We start from the raw sequence: 14,865 nt of genomic DNA, 5'->3' as shown, positions 1-14,865 counted from the left end.
ACTCCTCTTAACAGTTTTATTCTGTTCTTCCGTCAACCTGCGAAGTCCTGCACGAAGAACTTGATGAACGCAATGGTCTGCGGCTGATAGATGATATCCACCAGGAACGCACCGACGATTGGGACAATCATGAAGGCCTTTCTGGACATGCCATATTTGTCCTTGACCGCCGTCATATTCACGAGTGCGGATGGCGTAGCACCGAGGCCGTGGCCCAGAAGGCCCGCGCACATGACTGCTGCATCGTAGTTTTTTCCTAGGATTGGGAAAACGACGAAGATGGAAAGGAGCACCAGTACCACCACCTGCGTAACGACGATGAGAAGGACCGGTCCAATCAGGTCAAGCAGCTGATACAGGTTCAGACTCATCAGTGCCATGGAAAGATACAGGTTCAGCATAATATCGCCAGTGCCATCCACCAGTGGGAATTTGAAATGATACCAGTGGAACTGCTCGTTCAGGTTGCGGACAAGCATAGCGACGAACATTGCGCCGACATAAGACGGGAAGCTCATTCCGATAAGCTTGCCAATCCAGCCGGAAATCTCGGTTCCAAGCGCCATGCAGAACAGGATCGAGGTCACGTTCTGCAGGACATCCAGGCTTGTAAGCTTCTCGCCGTGTCCTGCGTTGATCTCTTCGACGGAAGTGTCCAGAGTCTCGGAATTGTCCGGGGTCAGGTGGTTCTTCTCAATCAGCATATGGGCCACCGGTCCGCCCGCCAGAACGCCGAATATCAGGCCGAGGGTCGCAGCTGCCGCGCCGACGGTGATACCTGCCGGATAGCCCATATCGGTAAAGGTAGAACCGTAGGAGCCTGCCGCTCCGTGTCCGCCTATCATGGAGATGGCGCCTGCCAGGAGTGCGTAGGGATATTTAAGGCCTGTGACATTGGCGAGGCCGATGCTGATGCAGTTCTGGATGATGGATACGACGCCAGCGATTAGCCAGTAGACTATCAGCAGTATGCCACCCTTCTTCAAAAGGGAAAGGGACGCGCCAAGGCCGACGGTGGTGAAGAACGCCACCATGAACGGACTCTGGAAGGTCGTGTCGAACTTGAACGCGAACGCGCCGCTCTGATGTCCGGCAAAGGTGATGAACATGAACAGGAAGCCACCCACCACAGGAGCCGGAATGCAGTACTTCGTGAGGAAGTTCACCTTCTTCCGGATCCAGAAGCCAATCAGGAGCAGGATAGCTGCCAGTGCCGTCGTCATGACCATCGAACAGCTGATATTCAATGTACCATCAACAGTTTCAAAAGACATAAGTTCCCCCCTTTTTCTTTCTGACAGGAGCGGTCTCAGAAACTCGCAGTGCCCGAGTTGCCGCTATTTTTTAAAGTCAGTTCCTTACCAATGAGGTTCTTGGTTGCAGGGATGCTAAAATATTAATGTCATTATATCATCACGCCATATCTTTTTTCTACAATAAAAATGCCCTGCCATAGCAGAGCGCCTATCATATTAACTTCGGAACGGACAACATCAGAAGATAAATATTAAGTGTTACGCTGAAATCGGCGTGGTCCAAATAACAGTACACAAATATGACTTGCTATGCAAAAACGAAAAATATGGTTCTTCTTGTGAAGAAATGGAAGCTCATGCAGCTGCACATATTTGCAAAAATTATAAGGTGCCATTCTTAGGAATTCGTATTATATCAAATACAGAAATTCACAATGAAGATTTTGACCCAGCTGCCGGAACATCTTGTCAACAATATGTTCTTGAAGTAGTAAGGTCTTATGCAAAAAATAAAGGAATAAGGACAGATGCATAAAACTAAAGCCCTATTCAGCTGGCATTAATTTGCCTCCCGAATAGGGCTTAAATTTTACATTTTTTGCTCTCAACCAAACTTAACGGCGATGCTATACTATTTCTGTAACAATTTTTGATTGAGCATCAGGGTTAGTCATAGCTTGTAATTGTTCCTCATCCTCCTGTTTGAGTCCCTTTATAGTTTCAGTGGAAATCACTGTCGGATTTTTTTCCGGACGGGTTGCAGGGGTTTTACTCTGGGATATTATTTTTCCCTCTTTTCTCACAGTTGTAAGGGTGGAACCATCAGATAACACCTGCGTAGTCACCGTTGTTTTATCATCAACCTTTATGGTGTCATCATAGTTAGCTGGTTTATACTCTCTCATATTCTGCAATATCCTGGAAAAATCGTCACTTACAGGTATGCCCTTATTGCTCTTTTTCTTGTCCTGTGCCTGCTGCCAAAGGACATTATTGTTGCCTAATTCATTATTAATTTTCACCCAAAACACTCCTTTTCACCAGTTTTCATATCTTTGATGCTTGTTCAATTTGGCAATCCTGTTCATTTCTTCCCCAGAAAGAGAAAAATCAAATACGGCGATATTTTCTGCAATATGGTTCGGGTTTGCTGAACCCGGAACTGCCACATACCCGGCCTGTATCTGCCAGCGAAGAATAATCTGGGCCGGAGTTCTTCCATGGGCATGTGCAATGGCGGCTATCGTTTCATTTTCAAAATTCTCTTTCCAAATCCGATTACAGGCATCTCATACCCGCTGTTTAACTTGACTGACATAGCAGAAATCTCCTTTAACGTCAACGGCAAGGCTTCTTTGGACTCTTTCAATACAGCTGTATTCCTTGTTTCTCCACCCTTTCCTTCAGATGTTCCGGTGCCACAGGCTGTTCCAAACAGCAGCATTATAGCTGATAACAAAACTGCCATAACTTTTTTCATTATTACCATCCGCCTTTCTGAAGTGGTTGGTTGATAGATATATATTGTGAGGTAAAGAAATCATATTGTTGACAAAAAATCGAAAATATTTTTCCAATAGGTTTCACTGTCCGTTGTCATGGAATCACCATGTCCCGCACCTTCTATAATAATTTTTTTCTTTTTGCTCCTGCAGGAATCATATAATCTATCCATCATACTTGGTGGAATAAGCTTGTCATCGGCACCATGTATAAACAATACTGGGGCCTTTACACGGTCTATAACATTTATAGGTGCCGCATCAGAAATCTTAACCCCCGTCTTTAACCCGCTTACCACATCAACACATGGCATAATAGGATATTCCGGCAGATCAAAAATAACACCTAATTGGTTGGAAAACATTTCATAAGCGCTTGTATAACCACAATCCTCGATAACAGCAGTAATTCCTGTTATATCATCTCTGGCAGCTGCCATCAAAACTGTGGCTGCTCCCATAGATACACCATGAAGCACTATCTGGGCATCAGGGTATTGGGCTTTGATCCTGTTCGCCCAAATAGCTATTTCCTCACCTTCCTTAACACCCATTGTAATATATTGCCCCTCGCTTTTGCCGGAGGCACAAAGATCTGGCGTCAATACCTGATAACCATGCTCAAGATATACTTCCGCATAATCCCCGGTATATCGTTGGTCCCTGCCATAGCCATGAACCAAAATTGCCCAACGCCTGCCAGGATTGTCAGGAATATAATGCGTTGCCGCCAAATGCCTGCCATCAGATGAAGTGGCGGACCATTCTTCATTTCTATACTTCGACTGAGCTGGAATGGTTCGAGCTTTGTCATGTATATTCAGACAAGCTGCAGGCGGTGCCAATGGGTCAGTGTCGTTGCCGCGTTTTAAAGCAAAATTAACAAAATACGACCCTATTGCATACCCCAGGACCATAATTATTGCTATGAGCCCAACGATAAGGGAAGCTATCACGCCTTTTTTTTTCATATACATCAACTCACTTTATTATTTAAAATGAACATTTAAACGAAAATAGACATCACATACGATCATTATACCATAAAGAAAATCCAGCATGGTATCATTATTCTTCGTAGTTCCAACGGCTGTACATTTTTATAACGGGGCTGTCGCACTAATAAAAAAATTCCTTTTACTAGCGGGAGAGAAACCAAATTTTTTGCAGAAAAGTAAAAAAGAAGATAACAATTTTATCCTCTCGTGGATATAATAAACAAGAAGAATTTTAATCACAAAAACCAACATAGGGGGGAAAAATTATGGCTATTGAAAATGTAAAAGTGTTCTTTGAAAAGGCATTAGAGAGCGAGGAGTTTGCAAAAAAACTAAAAGAAGCAGATAATATTTATTGCGAAAAAAATCCTATACCACCGAAATCTACTACAGATATTGACATAAAGGACTACAATGATAAATATTTTGCAGAGGTACTTCAGCCATTGGCTAAAGCAGAGAATTTACCCTTCACTTTAGAAGAATATCACCTTGCAGGACAAACACTTACTGATGAGGAACTGGATAAAGTTGCTGGTGGATGGTCTATTGGAGGGTTCGTAAAAGGAATAGCTCTAACTGTTTTTAAACCAATTGCTATACCAGTGAAGATAATATCGGCCGTTAATGATATTGGTGTCATGGTACAAAAGGGCTGTAATTCCGCTCAAATTGCTTATTTCGTATACAAAAATGTAATGCCACTAGGTGATGATTTTGCAAAAGCAACCGTTGATGCTGCAGTAGGTATGCTCAGAAAGGCCGGAAGACATGAACAGGCTGATGGCTTGTTGAAAGAATTTAATAAGCTAAGCTATAGGTCTTAAGCGAAACCCAAAATGGAGGATTATTCAACAAAAAATGTAAACGAGGCCGCCAGCTCAAAGGGAAACTCCCAAGGGCCAGCGGCCTTTATTTAGGATTGAGGTAACAATGAAGTCTTACTTAATGGTCATTACCGCCATGCTCATATGGGGCTCCAGCGGCGTATTCAGACGCTATATCCCCGTTCCATCTGATTTCTTGGCCTTTCTTCGGGGCGTTTTGGGAAGCCTTTTTATGCTGTGTCTAACTACTACCGGCATGGTATTAGTTTCCGGAATAACAGAAACGGAATCCGTGGATGTAAACCAGCTAAAGGGCGTAATTTTTGGCTTAAGTGCAGGGCTTTTATTTTGCCCCAAAATTGAAACAGGGGTCGGTTTCCGACCCTCCGTTGCTGATGGCACTGGAAGAAGCTATACAATCCCTGATGAAAAGCACAACCGCTTCTACGTGCCCTTTATTTACGTTTATATACGTTTTACTTGAGTGTGTATTTCCTTTTCTGTTCTTTATATCCCTGAGCAGGGGAAAGTGTTATAAATTAGCAAGAAATAATGGAATTATAACACTTTTGTCATCTCATGGATATAAAAGATAAAAGAAAAACAAACACAGGGGGATAAAAATGAATGATGAGAAGTTGACAAAACGGCTGGAAGATTTTGATTTTTCTCTCCTGCACCCAGTGAGGGAGACTTTAAGGAATCAGTTATTATTCATGCACCGTCGGGATAATGCCATGAAAGGTATTATGACGGGGAAGATGACAGATGATGAGCTGGATATGGTGGCTGCAGCCGGCAATCCTGCATTGGAAAAAAATAAAAATATAGATAATAAGAAGAAATAAAAAATACAATTAAAGGGGGAAATTTATGGCTAAAGAAGCGACTCTAACAAGGAACTGGATAAGGTATCAGGCGGCAACGCTGGGAACATTGGTCAGGGAGATTTGGATATCTTAACTCCTAAAGACATTGATATCAAGATCAAAAAGCCAAATAATGATAGCAAGTTTCCTACCCCAGAGCTGGGTGGAAAGGACCCTACTATTATCGGTGACCCTACTGAAAGTATGATTAAGTAATTTTAATCCATCAAAAAATGCTTAGATGAAAACGGGGCCTTCTCAATTTGAGAAGGCTCCGTTTTTGTGAGTGTGTGAAAGTTTTTCTTTGAAACGCGCCTTTATGTTTCCGTATAGTAAGCATATTGGGCGTGGATATCCTGCAACAGCCTTTTAAAATCACTGTAACGGTACAACCCATCTTCATTCGCTTCAATACCAGTCAGTTTTATAGGATAGCGCAGCGGAGGATTATTCAAATCCAGTACCTCACAATGGCGTATTTGGCGGTCACTTTGGTAAATAATATATGGATTGATATACAGCTCCCCATCCTTGCCCCGCCGTTTCTCAAGGACAATCTTGCAGCCAATAGGGGCCTTGTCTGTAATAGCACCCGGAACATGGTAATCTCCGGCTCCCAGCACTGTCATGAGCATAATAATATTGGTATCATGACCGCAAAAAAATGAAAACCGTTTATCTTCGTTACTGAGATCAGAATCCATTTTCTCCAGTAATGAATGAATATATCTCAATGATAGGGCTGGATTTTCGCAAATCATGGATATACCCCTTGTAGAGATATCTCCTATATTTTTCCAGTCCTGTTTTGTAAGGCCCGTACCCCAATCGGCCTTGTTGTTATCCGGCTCTTCATAATATTGCATTATTAATGCATCTGTGGCCTTGTAGGCATCACGCCAGGAGCCCTTAAATCCGGGAACATTTTTATTTTTGCCACCTAACACAAAATGAACATCCCTTGGGTCTAAATGTTCAATGCCCTTTTCCCTGGCATATTCAGAATGGGAGAAATCCATTACCTTTTCAAAACTGGCCAACATGGCTTCTCCATTGGTCAAATAGCGGGGCATATTCTGTTCCGTATAGGATACACCCAACTCGTACAGACGTGGAGTATCAAGCTCTAAGGGAAAGAAAAATACCGGGTCCGGTTCATCAATCCCCTTGGTGTGTACCACCTGAACATTGGCTACTGGCAACATCCCGCTGGAAAAATATTTGGCCGTGGCAATGGTCCGCTGAAAGGAATTGGCATAAAAGGAAATTTCCCCCTCCTGTGGCACCCAGTCCACAGGCATAAAGCCCTCATCCTCCAGGTAACAGCGATAATACTGTCCAAAGGCAGTTTCGTTTATGGCCCCTTTTAGGGTCAGATGCCCCGGCTGAATGGACCATTGCTGCCACTGATGGCTTGTCATCTTTTCCGCAATAGAGCCCTTTCCTGACAACGGAGTTCTCAGATTATGGCGACTCATCATCACCACCTGTTCCAGCTGATACCCCTTGTCAGTAAGAAACGAGCTGGCATTGGCTGGAATAAAGCACACCAAAACCAGTATCCACGAAAACGTCAATGCTACAACTGATTTTATATAGTTTTTCATACGGCTTTCCATTGATAACATACTACCCCCTCCTTCTAAATCACAATGTTGGTACAGCCTAATAATAATATTTATCCAAACAAAAATCAAAATCTCTCGTCAATGATTCGGATACAATCTTCAATACTCGCTGGGCGGAGCAATAATGCCCCTGGTAGGTATTGCCGGAGATAAAACCCCGATTCCCATGGCTGTACTCATGATAACAGGTTATAGTTTTGCTATTTGGTGCTACTACAAATTGATTGGCCCAGCCCATCATGCAGAATAAAATATTAAAATACATGGGATTCACACTAAGAAGCTAGTGTGAACCTTTTTGCAGAAAAATAAAAAAAGAGAAATATTTTTATTGATATTCCTGTTATTCATATTTTTTTTCATTTTCTTCGATGACTTTGAGAATGGCCTCCTTGTGGCCTCTTACAGCTTCAAAGGGCCTGAACTGGGCGGCTCTCTTTATCAGGGGGAGAGGCGGATGCTTCCTTGATACGGGGCGGGGGAGGTCGATAATATCAGCATAGGGATGTTTTTCCTTGTCCATGGTTCTTTCTCTGCTCCTTCATCAGCTGTATTGCATCTTGTCGTTTCTTTTGGGCCTCCAGCTTTTTGATGGCCTGGCTGGCAATGAAATAATTGAGGGCATAAATAAAATCCTGCCGGGTTACCGGCACATTGTCCTTTCTACAGAGGGGCTGGGACATATCATTTCTTTTGAGGCCCACCAGTTTGCTTTGGCCATACCACTGGTCATTACCAAGGAAAAAGATGAAGCCCTCGTCTATCAGGTCAAATTGACACTTCAGCCCGCCCTGGGGATCTGTTTCGATTTCCAGATGGGGCTTTTTTATTGGGTCCAATGTTTTGCTGTCATAAATCCCCAGGGGGATATTACCCAGGCAGATATAACGGGAGTGAAGCCACCCGCTTTTGGTGTCCTTGAGTTCGTCACTGTGGGAGAAAGTTGTATATACTTGCTCTTGACTTGTGATGATGTTGTGGAGGTTGTGGTAGTCGATAAGATAATCGTCCATTTCGTTAAAGCTGTCGAAAAGCTGTATCTGGCGCATGGCGGTCTGAAAATCAGCAGCCCGGGGGCGGAACAAAATCATGGGAAAGCTCCTTTCTGGTGTTGTAATTAGAATATATGTTTGATATAATAATAGCAGAATAATCGTTCTGTTACAAGGGGGGAGCTGGAGAATCTGGATATGGAACGGTAGGAGACAATATGTAATGCTTTCCGGAACCGGTTATCATTATTTTTTTAAAATTTCTATAACACTTTTATCCTCTCATGGATATAAAGGACAAGAAGAATTTAAATCAAAAAAACTAACACAGGGGGGATAAAAATGGATGATGAGAAGTTGACAAAAGGCTGGAAGATTTTGATTTTTATCTCCTGCATCCAGTGAGGGAGACTTTAAGGAATCAGTTATTGTTCATGCACCGTCGGGATAATGCCATGCGAGGTATTATGACGGGGAGGATGACAGATGATGAGCTGGATATGGTGGTTGCAGCTGGTAATCCTGCACTGGAAAAAAATAAAAATATAGAAAACAAGAACAAATAAAAAAGACCGTAAATAGAAATTGCCCTGGCTTTTTAGCCAGGGCACATATTCTGAAGATGAATTGGACCAGGTTTGTGGCGGAACGGCAGTACAGCGTTGGGGAACGCGTCATAATAATATCACCAATAACAACTCTGGTTGTAGCGTTATTGGTGTAAGCATTAATAATTTAAATGCAAATAAACAAACTGTTTTTTGTGCGATAATGGGTGGCCAGATAAAGGGCATAGCTAAATAATAGATTTAAAATTTGGGGTAATTCACCATGAATAAGGAAAACAGTATGGTACAATGTGGGCTTTGCCCGCATAAATGCAATTTAAATCCAAATAAGACAGGACTATGTGGTACCAGAAAAAATATTGATGGTAACATAAAATCGATTTCCTATGGGCAGGTCACCTCTTTGGCCGTTGATCCCATTGAAAAGAAGCCATTGTATCATTTTTATCCCGGGACAACAATATTATCTGTAGGTGGCTTTGGGTGTAATATGAAATGTCCCTTCTGTCAAAATTATTCCATATCACAGCAGGGAATAGAGGTATCTCAGGGCTATGTTTCCCCGGAGGAAATGGTGGAATTTGCCCGCAAAGCCACTTTGAAAGCTGGAAGCATAGGGGTGGCCTTTACCTATAACGAGCCATTCCTCAGCTATGAGTATTTATTGGATGTGGCACCGTTGTTGAAAGCAGAGGGGCAGAAGGTGGTTCTGGTGACCAATGGGCAAATATGTCAGGAGCCATTGCAGGCAATCCTTCCTTATATAGATGCTATGAATATTGATTTAAAGGCGTTTTCTGAAGATGGATACAAATGGATGGGGGGAGATTTTAAAACGACCAAGGATACCATACGGCTGTCGTTGGAGGCCGGTGTTCATGTGGAAGTGACAACCCTTGTTATTCCTGGCATCAATGATGATTCTGATATGATGCGTTCAGAGGCTATGTGGATTTCCCGGTTGCGGAAGGATATACCACTTCACTTGTCCCGCTATTTTCCGCGTTACAAGCTGCAAACAGAGGCCACTCCGGTGGCGACATTATATAGGCTGCAGGAAATAAGTCAGGAATATCTGGATTATGTTTACTTGGGGAATGTGTAAAAAAAGAGCCCTGCCTGTTTTTTGGAGGATAACAAGCAGGGGAGAATGAGATGAATTGTGTAATTTTATATGACATCCTTACATACGACCCACAGAAGAATGTATTACATTTTTTTTCAATTTTTTTTTATTATTAGCAATGCTGTTGAACCAAAGTATACAACAGCATATTTTTATGCAAAAAAAGAAGCCGTGTGTAGTCGGCTTCTTTGAGAGGGACGGGCTGGAGAGGACCCGTCAAAAAGGAAAAAAGTAAGCACGGACTAAATCTATCATCCACGATAAAAGGTAGTCCGAATCGTTTTACATCTATACATACGGATGAAAATCAAATCCATTACAAAAACTTTTTATTTTTTTTCAAAAATTTTTTTTGTAATACTTATCTATACGGTTCGTATGTATGGGCAGAAGACAAAAACATGGGTACACGTCTTCATGGCCCACGCCGTAAGCCGTGCCAGTTTATCAGAGATATTATTGATTTGATCAGGGACATCTCTCAGCCTAAGAAGGAGAACCCACAGCAGACCCCACAGCAGCAACCACATAATGCTGCATGAAAAGTAGAACCGTACATACAATAAAACCGCACATTTATTTCTATCGTTATTATTGACTACCCGGAACAAAAGGGGGATTGTACATGATGGCAAATTTGGAGCTCGGCTTAATCTCATTGTTGTTTATCGGCCTGACTGGTGCGTTGGGGATTATGGCAGGAAAAATGTTATTCCGCCTTTTGGTAGGGTTATATGAGGAAATTCATCAATATTAAAACATCAGAATCGGATGGTTTGGAGCTGCTTCGGCAGCTCCTTTTGTTTTATTTAATAAATTGCTTCATGCCTTGTGGCCTCCTATTTGCTGGTTTCTTTCAATAGTCATGGCTCCCTCCTGAAGGTTGGCACCTTTTAAAATGGCGTTTTTGCCAAATTTATTCTTGATATTCAAAAGGACGTGCTGGAGGTCTTTTTCTTTGGTATCGGCCTTTTTTTCCAGCTCCAGCTTCTTGGCTTCAGCCTCGTAGTCAGTAAAGAGGTCAAGCTGCTGGGGCTTATCTTTTTCCCGTTTTAGTACACTTTCACTGAGTACGTGGTTGGCGGTAACATTTACCCGTCGGATAAAAAGGTTGGGGTCTGTAATTTTATCAAACAGTTCCAGCGCTGCATCCAGTATCAGGCGGGTTGATGATGTGTGCTTTTCAAGGCTCATGGAACCATGGGCCGGAGTGGGAACCCTGCGACCATAGTGGTCAATATGGGTGCTACCCTTGTAATTATGTTCTGTAACATTGGAAATGTCATAACCAATATCCAGCACTATTTGGTCAGTAAGCAGTCCCTTTTCCACCAGCTCCAGCACAAGAAGATCAGTCATTTCCCATACGATGAGCCGTCCCTTTTCATGAGAGTAGGCACTTTGAAGCACCTGACCGCTGCTTATGCTGTTGAATGAAGGCTGGTATTTCCTTATGGCCTCTATTGTACAGGGCTCATAGCCCCAGGCGTGGTCAATAAGGAGCTGGGCATTTATGCCAAAAAGGCGGTACAACAAATCCTCGTTGTAATATTCGTTTTCCTGTCCCAGGGAGCATCGGGCAATATCCCCCATGGTGTAAAGACCATGTTCTTTGAGTTTTTTTGCATAGCCGTGGCCAACACGCCAAAAATCAGTTATAGGGGTGTGGGTCCATAGCTGGCGGCGGTAACTCATTTCATCCAGCTCTGCAATTCTGACTCCATCCTCGTCCTCTGGAATTTTCTTGGCCACAATGTCCATGGCCACCTTGGCCAGATAGAGATTTGTGCCGATACCGGCAGTGGCGGTTATACCAGTGCTGTCCTTGATATCCCTGATAATGCGCAGTGCCAGCTCATGGCCTGTCATTTTGTAGGTGGCAAGGTAAGGCGTTGCATCAATAAATACCTCGTCTACGCTGTAGCTGTGAATATCATCTGCTGATACGTATTTAATATAAACGCCAAAAATAATTGCACTGTATTCCACATAACGGGCCATGCGGGGCATGGCTACAATGTAATCAATAGCGAGGGAAGGATCCTTTTCCAGTGCTTTTGAATCAACGGAGCTGCCGGTGAATTTATGTCCAGGGGCGGCTGCCTTGCGAAGGTAATTGATTTCCTTAACCTTCTGCTGAACCTCAAAAAGCCGGGGCCTTCCCGATATTCCATGGGCTTTAAGGGAAGGGGTTACGGCCAGACAGATGGTTTTGCCACTGCGGCTTTCATCTGCCACAACCAAGTTGGTGGTGAGAGGATCAAGCTCCCGCTCCTTACACTCTACAGAGGCGTAGAAGGATTTCAAATCTATGGCTATATAGCATTTGTCAGTCATGGCTCTCACATCCTGACGTGGAATAAAATTAGAACATGAAGGGATTTATTTTTTTGCATAAAAATGGTCGGGATGACAGGATTCGAACCTGCGACACCTTCGTCCCGAACGAAGTGCGCTACCAAACTGCGCTACATCCCGACAATTATATGGATAACTGCTTATTATGATACTCCTTATTGGCAGGTTATTTCAATAAAAAAAGAAAAATTTACTATTTCTATGCTAAATTGATAAAAATATTCTATAACGAGGTGAAACTATCTACCACCTCGTTGCGACGCGAAGCTAGTCCTGAAAGGGAAACGCTAAGTGGTAGATTTTTCTTATGGGGAAGAAAAATTTGAACAACTGCGTTATAATATTTATATATTGTAAATATTTAATTAAAATGCATGCCGATGATATGCTTTTGGCACGTTAAGGGTATCAGAAGACAGAGTCTTTATTTGCGACATTATAGGGGGCTTGGAGTATATGAAAACAATAGGCATCATGGGTGGCATGGGGCCAATGGCCACTGTGGACTTAATGAAGAAAATTATTTTGGCTACGCCGGCTAAGGTGGATCAGGAGCATATTCCTATGCTGGTGGACAATAATTGCAGGATTCCGGATCGTACCAGGGCCATTAAGGGCTTGGGAGCATCCCCAGTTCCGGAAATGCTGAAAAGTGCCAAGCGGCTTATGATGGGCGGAGCGGATTTTATCATTATGGCCTGCAACACAGCCCATTATTTTTTGCCGGAGCTTTTACCTCATATTACAATTCCAGTGTTGTCCATTATTGATGTGGCAGTTGCTGCCATTATGGAAAAGGGGTATAAAAGTGTGGGGCTGCTGGCCACCAGTGGTACCATCAGTACCGGATTATACCAGAAGGCATTGGAGGCCAAAGGCCTTAAGTGTATTGCCCCTTCAGCAGAAAGGCAGCATATTGTTGATGACATGATTTATGATGGCGTAAAGGCCAATAATCAGAATTACGATACAAACGATATTAAGAATTTGCTTGCGGAAATGAAGGAGCAGGGGGCAGAGGCCTTTATCCTCGGCTGTACTGAGGTGCCGGTGGCTGTGACCATGTACAATCTGGAAGGCGTATTCGTTGATTCCACCGACGAGCTGGCCAAGGCAGCAGTGAAGTTTGCCCGGGAAGATTAAAGCTATACCAGCTTAATTGTCTGATGGTTCAGCATTGAAGGGAAATAAAAGCAGAGTCAATTCGGCTCTGCTTTTTTAGTACCAGCTATTAAAAGCTACTTGCAATAATATGTATAATGGGTGTATTATTAAGAGGTCTTAGGTTACATATCTTTAAAATTTTTCAGTTATTGTACATAAGAAATAATTCATTATACAAATTAATTCAAAACAATAGAAATTCCCTATGTACAAATTATTGATTATATGATAAAGTTAGGGTAATTTAAGAAATCGTCAAACAAATATTTTCGGTTAGAGGAGGTAATGTTGTGGATACAACGACCATTGCAGTGGTGATATTTGTAGCTGCATACGCACTGATTATTTCAGAAAAAGTCCATCGTACCATCGTTGGTATCGTTGGCGCTATGTTGATGATCCTCTGTGGAATTTTGTCCCAGGAGGTGGCAATTCATCACATAGATTTTAATACCTTGGGTTTGCTCATTGGTATGATGACTATCGTAAATATTACGGCGGAAACGGGCTTGTTTAACTTCCTGGCCATTTGGGCGGCCCAGAGGGTTAAGGCTAACCCTATGAAGCTGCTTCTGGCACTGGCCCTGTTGACAGCTGTATGCTCCGCACTTTTGGATAATGTAACAACAGTTTTGTTGACAGTTCCAGTAACCTTCAGCATTACTTCCCAGTTGAAGGTTGATGTAAAGCCTTTCCTGATTGCCCAGATTTTGGCATCTAACATTGGTGGTACTGCAACTCTGGTAGGTGACCCACCAAATATCATGATTGGTTCTGCCGTTGGCTTGAGCTTCATGGATTTCATCATTCACTTGACGCTTCCGGCAATTATAATTTTTGCTGTAACTGTATTCCTGCTGGAGATGATTTATGGCAAGTCCCTCCACACTACGCCTGAGCTTCAGGAGCAGGTAATGAAGCTGAATGCCGCAAAGCAGATTAGCAACAAGCCTCTTATGAAAAAGTGTCTGGTGGTATTGGCATTGACCATGAGCCTTTTCGTTGCCCATAGTGCCTTGGGTCTTGAGTCTGCAACTGCCGCTCTTTCTGGTGCCGGTCTTCTCTTATTGATTACCTTTACAAGAGATGAGGAAATGATTGCAAAGGTTCTCAGCAAGGTTGAGTGGACTGCAATTTTCTTCTTCGCAGGCCTGTTCATTTTGGTTGGCGGCTTGGTTGAAACCGGCGTTATCAAGTGGTTGGCTGAGGAAGGTATTAAGATTACCCACGGTTCTGTAGAGGGAACTGCCATCCTGATTCTCTGGATGTCTGCTCTTGCCTCTGCCTTCGTTGATAATATCCCATTTGTAGCAACCATGATTCCGCTAATCAAGGACATGGGTGCCATGGGCCTCAGCAATCTGGAGCCTATGTGGTGGTCACTGGCTCTGGGGGCATGCCTTGGTGGTAACGGTACTCTCATCGGTGCCAGTGCCAACGTAGTAGTTGCTTCCATGGCAGCTCAGCATGGCAGACAGATTTCCTTCATCGGCTTTATGAAGATAGCTTTCCCGTTGATGATTCTTTCCATCATCATCAGTACAGCTTATGTATATCTCCGTTACCTCATGTAATG

The 14,865-nt window shown here is 43.1% G+C and carries 20 protein-coding genes and 1 tRNA gene; 11 read left to right on the top strand and 10 right to left on the bottom strand.

From position 1 onward, the window contains the following. Window positions 1-32: 32 nt before the first annotated feature. Entirely contained in the window at window positions 33-1,274 is a 1,242-nt protein-coding gene (gene gltS / locus B6K08_RS09300; protein ID WP_080326003.1) for a sodium/glutamate symporter, read from the bottom strand. A gap of 256 nt (window positions 1,275-1,530) precedes the next feature. Here gltS and B6K08_RS09295 point away from each other — a divergent pair, with 256 nt between their 5' ends. After that, a complete protein-coding gene (locus B6K08_RS09295) occupies window positions 1,531-1,791 on the top strand; it encodes a phosphorylase family protein (protein WP_080326002.1) in 261 nt (86 codons plus the stop codon). A 91-nt stretch (window positions 1,792-1,882) separates the two neighbouring features. Here the strand turns inward: B6K08_RS09295 and B6K08_RS09290 are convergent, their stop codons facing one another. Genes B6K08_RS09290 through B6K08_RS09275 form a run of 4 tightly spaced genes read right to left on the bottom strand, consistent with a single transcriptional unit; the run spans window position 1,883 to window position 3,729 of the window. Further along, a complete protein-coding gene (locus B6K08_RS09290; protein ID WP_143254890.1) occupies window positions 1,883-2,278 on the bottom strand; it encodes a hypothetical protein in 396 nt (131 codons plus the stop codon). Between the two features lie 15 nt (window positions 2,279-2,293). After that, entirely contained in the window at window positions 2,294-2,455 is a 162-nt protein-coding gene (locus B6K08_RS09285; RefSeq protein WP_234985340.1) for an aldo/keto reductase, read from the bottom strand. 41 nt (window positions 2,456-2,496) lie between these two features. Further along, on the bottom strand, window positions 2,497-2,736 hold the full coding sequence (locus B6K08_RS13585) for a hypothetical protein (protein ID WP_143254889.1): 240 nt from the start codon (window positions 2,734-2,736) through the stop codon (window positions 2,497-2,499). A 60-nt stretch (window positions 2,737-2,796) separates the two neighbouring features. After that, a complete protein-coding gene (locus tag B6K08_RS09275) occupies window positions 2,797-3,729 on the bottom strand; it encodes an alpha/beta hydrolase (protein WP_159446754.1) in 933 nt (310 codons plus the stop codon). Between the two features lie 293 nt (window positions 3,730-4,022). On the opposite strand from B6K08_RS09275, the gene B6K08_RS09270 reads away from it, so the two are divergent. From B6K08_RS09270 to B6K08_RS14215, 4 genes are all read left to right on the top strand, one after another. Beyond that, window positions 4,023-4,583, top strand: coding sequence for a hypothetical protein (locus B6K08_RS09270; RefSeq protein ID WP_039211816.1), 561 nt, complete (start codon window positions 4,023-4,025; stop codon window positions 4,581-4,583). 106 nt (window positions 4,584-4,689) lie between these two features. Further along, window positions 4,690-5,067, top strand: coding sequence for a hypothetical protein (locus B6K08_RS09265; protein ID WP_039211813.1), 378 nt, complete (start codon window positions 4,690-4,692; stop codon window positions 5,065-5,067). Between the two features lie 139 nt (window positions 5,068-5,206). Further along, window positions 5,207-5,431, top strand: coding sequence for a hypothetical protein (locus B6K08_RS09260; RefSeq protein ID WP_080325998.1), 225 nt, complete (start codon window positions 5,207-5,209; stop codon window positions 5,429-5,431). Window positions 5,432-5,533: 102 nt separating this feature from the next. Beyond that, window positions 5,534-5,668: a hypothetical protein gene (locus B6K08_RS14215; RefSeq protein ID WP_268761946.1), complete on the top strand. Its 135-nt coding sequence runs from the start codon at window positions 5,534-5,536 to the stop codon at window positions 5,666-5,668. A gap of 101 nt (window positions 5,669-5,769) precedes the next feature. Here the strand turns inward: B6K08_RS14215 and B6K08_RS09255 are convergent, their stop codons facing one another. From B6K08_RS09255 to B6K08_RS09245, 3 genes are all read right to left on the bottom strand, one after another. Then, entirely contained in the window at window positions 5,770-7,080 is a 1,311-nt protein-coding gene (locus B6K08_RS09255) for a histidine-type phosphatase (protein WP_052212546.1), read from the bottom strand. Between the two features lie 343 nt (window positions 7,081-7,423). Then, window positions 7,424-7,603 (bottom strand): hypothetical protein, encoded by a 180-nt coding sequence (locus B6K08_RS09250; RefSeq protein WP_039211809.1) that lies wholly within the window; start codon window positions 7,601-7,603, stop codon window positions 7,424-7,426. After that, complete coding sequence (locus tag B6K08_RS09245) at window positions 7,575-8,171, bottom strand: hypothetical protein (RefSeq protein WP_080325997.1); 597 nt, start codon at window positions 8,169-8,171, stop codon at window positions 7,575-7,577. Before B6K08_RS09245 ends, B6K08_RS09250 begins: the two co-directional genes overlap by 29 nt. 302 nt (window positions 8,172-8,473) lie before the next feature. Here B6K08_RS09245 and B6K08_RS13800 point away from each other — a divergent pair, with 302 nt between their 5' ends. The 4 genes from B6K08_RS13800 to B6K08_RS14210 all read left to right on the top strand — a co-directional run bounded on the left by B6K08_RS13800 (window position 8,474) and on the right by B6K08_RS14210 (window position 10,524). Further along, window positions 8,474-8,638, top strand: a complete 165-nt coding sequence (locus B6K08_RS13800; protein WP_159446753.1) for a hypothetical protein — start codon at window positions 8,474-8,476, stop codon at window positions 8,636-8,638. A gap of 265 nt (window positions 8,639-8,903) precedes the next feature. Further along, window positions 8,904-9,746, top strand: coding sequence for an AmmeMemoRadiSam system radical SAM enzyme (gene amrS / locus B6K08_RS09240; RefSeq protein ID WP_080325996.1), 843 nt, complete (start codon window positions 8,904-8,906; stop codon window positions 9,744-9,746). A 422-nt stretch (window positions 9,747-10,168) separates the two neighbouring features. After that, on the top strand, window positions 10,169-10,309 hold the full coding sequence (locus B6K08_RS13795; protein WP_159446752.1) for a hypothetical protein: 141 nt from the start codon (window positions 10,169-10,171) through the stop codon (window positions 10,307-10,309). 83 nt (window positions 10,310-10,392) lie between these two features. After that, a complete protein-coding gene (locus B6K08_RS14210) occupies window positions 10,393-10,524 on the top strand; it encodes a hypothetical protein (RefSeq protein WP_268761945.1) in 132 nt (43 codons plus the stop codon). 65 nt (window positions 10,525-10,589) lie between these two features. Here the strand turns inward: B6K08_RS14210 and B6K08_RS09235 are convergent, their stop codons facing one another. Continuing rightward, window positions 10,590-12,104, bottom strand: a complete 1,515-nt coding sequence (locus tag B6K08_RS09235; protein WP_080325995.1) for a Y-family DNA polymerase — start codon at window positions 12,102-12,104, stop codon at window positions 10,590-10,592. 64 nt (window positions 12,105-12,168) lie between these two features. Beyond that, window positions 12,169-12,245: transfer RNA gene (locus B6K08_RS09230), tRNA-Pro, on the bottom strand. A 336-nt stretch (window positions 12,246-12,581) separates the two neighbouring features. Here B6K08_RS09230 and cuyB point away from each other — a divergent pair. After that, window positions 12,582-13,268, top strand: coding sequence for a cysteate racemase (gene cuyB, locus B6K08_RS09225; protein ID WP_080325994.1), 687 nt, complete (start codon window positions 12,582-12,584; stop codon window positions 13,266-13,268). Between the two features lie 311 nt (window positions 13,269-13,579). Beyond that, window positions 13,580-14,863, top strand: coding sequence for an ArsB/NhaD family transporter (locus B6K08_RS09220; protein ID WP_039211795.1), 1,284 nt, complete (start codon window positions 13,580-13,582; stop codon window positions 14,861-14,863). Window positions 14,864-14,865 lie beyond the last annotated feature (2 nt).

The sequence above is a fragment of the Anaerovibrio lipolyticus DSM 3074 genome, from assembly GCF_900141865.1.
In the GTDB taxonomy this organism is placed as follows: domain Bacteria; phylum Bacillota; class Negativicutes; order Selenomonadales; family Selenomonadaceae; genus Anaerovibrio; species Anaerovibrio lipolyticus.
The sequence above is the reverse complement of the archived record's forward strand: the minus strand, read 5'-3'. Positions and strand labels throughout refer to the sequence as shown.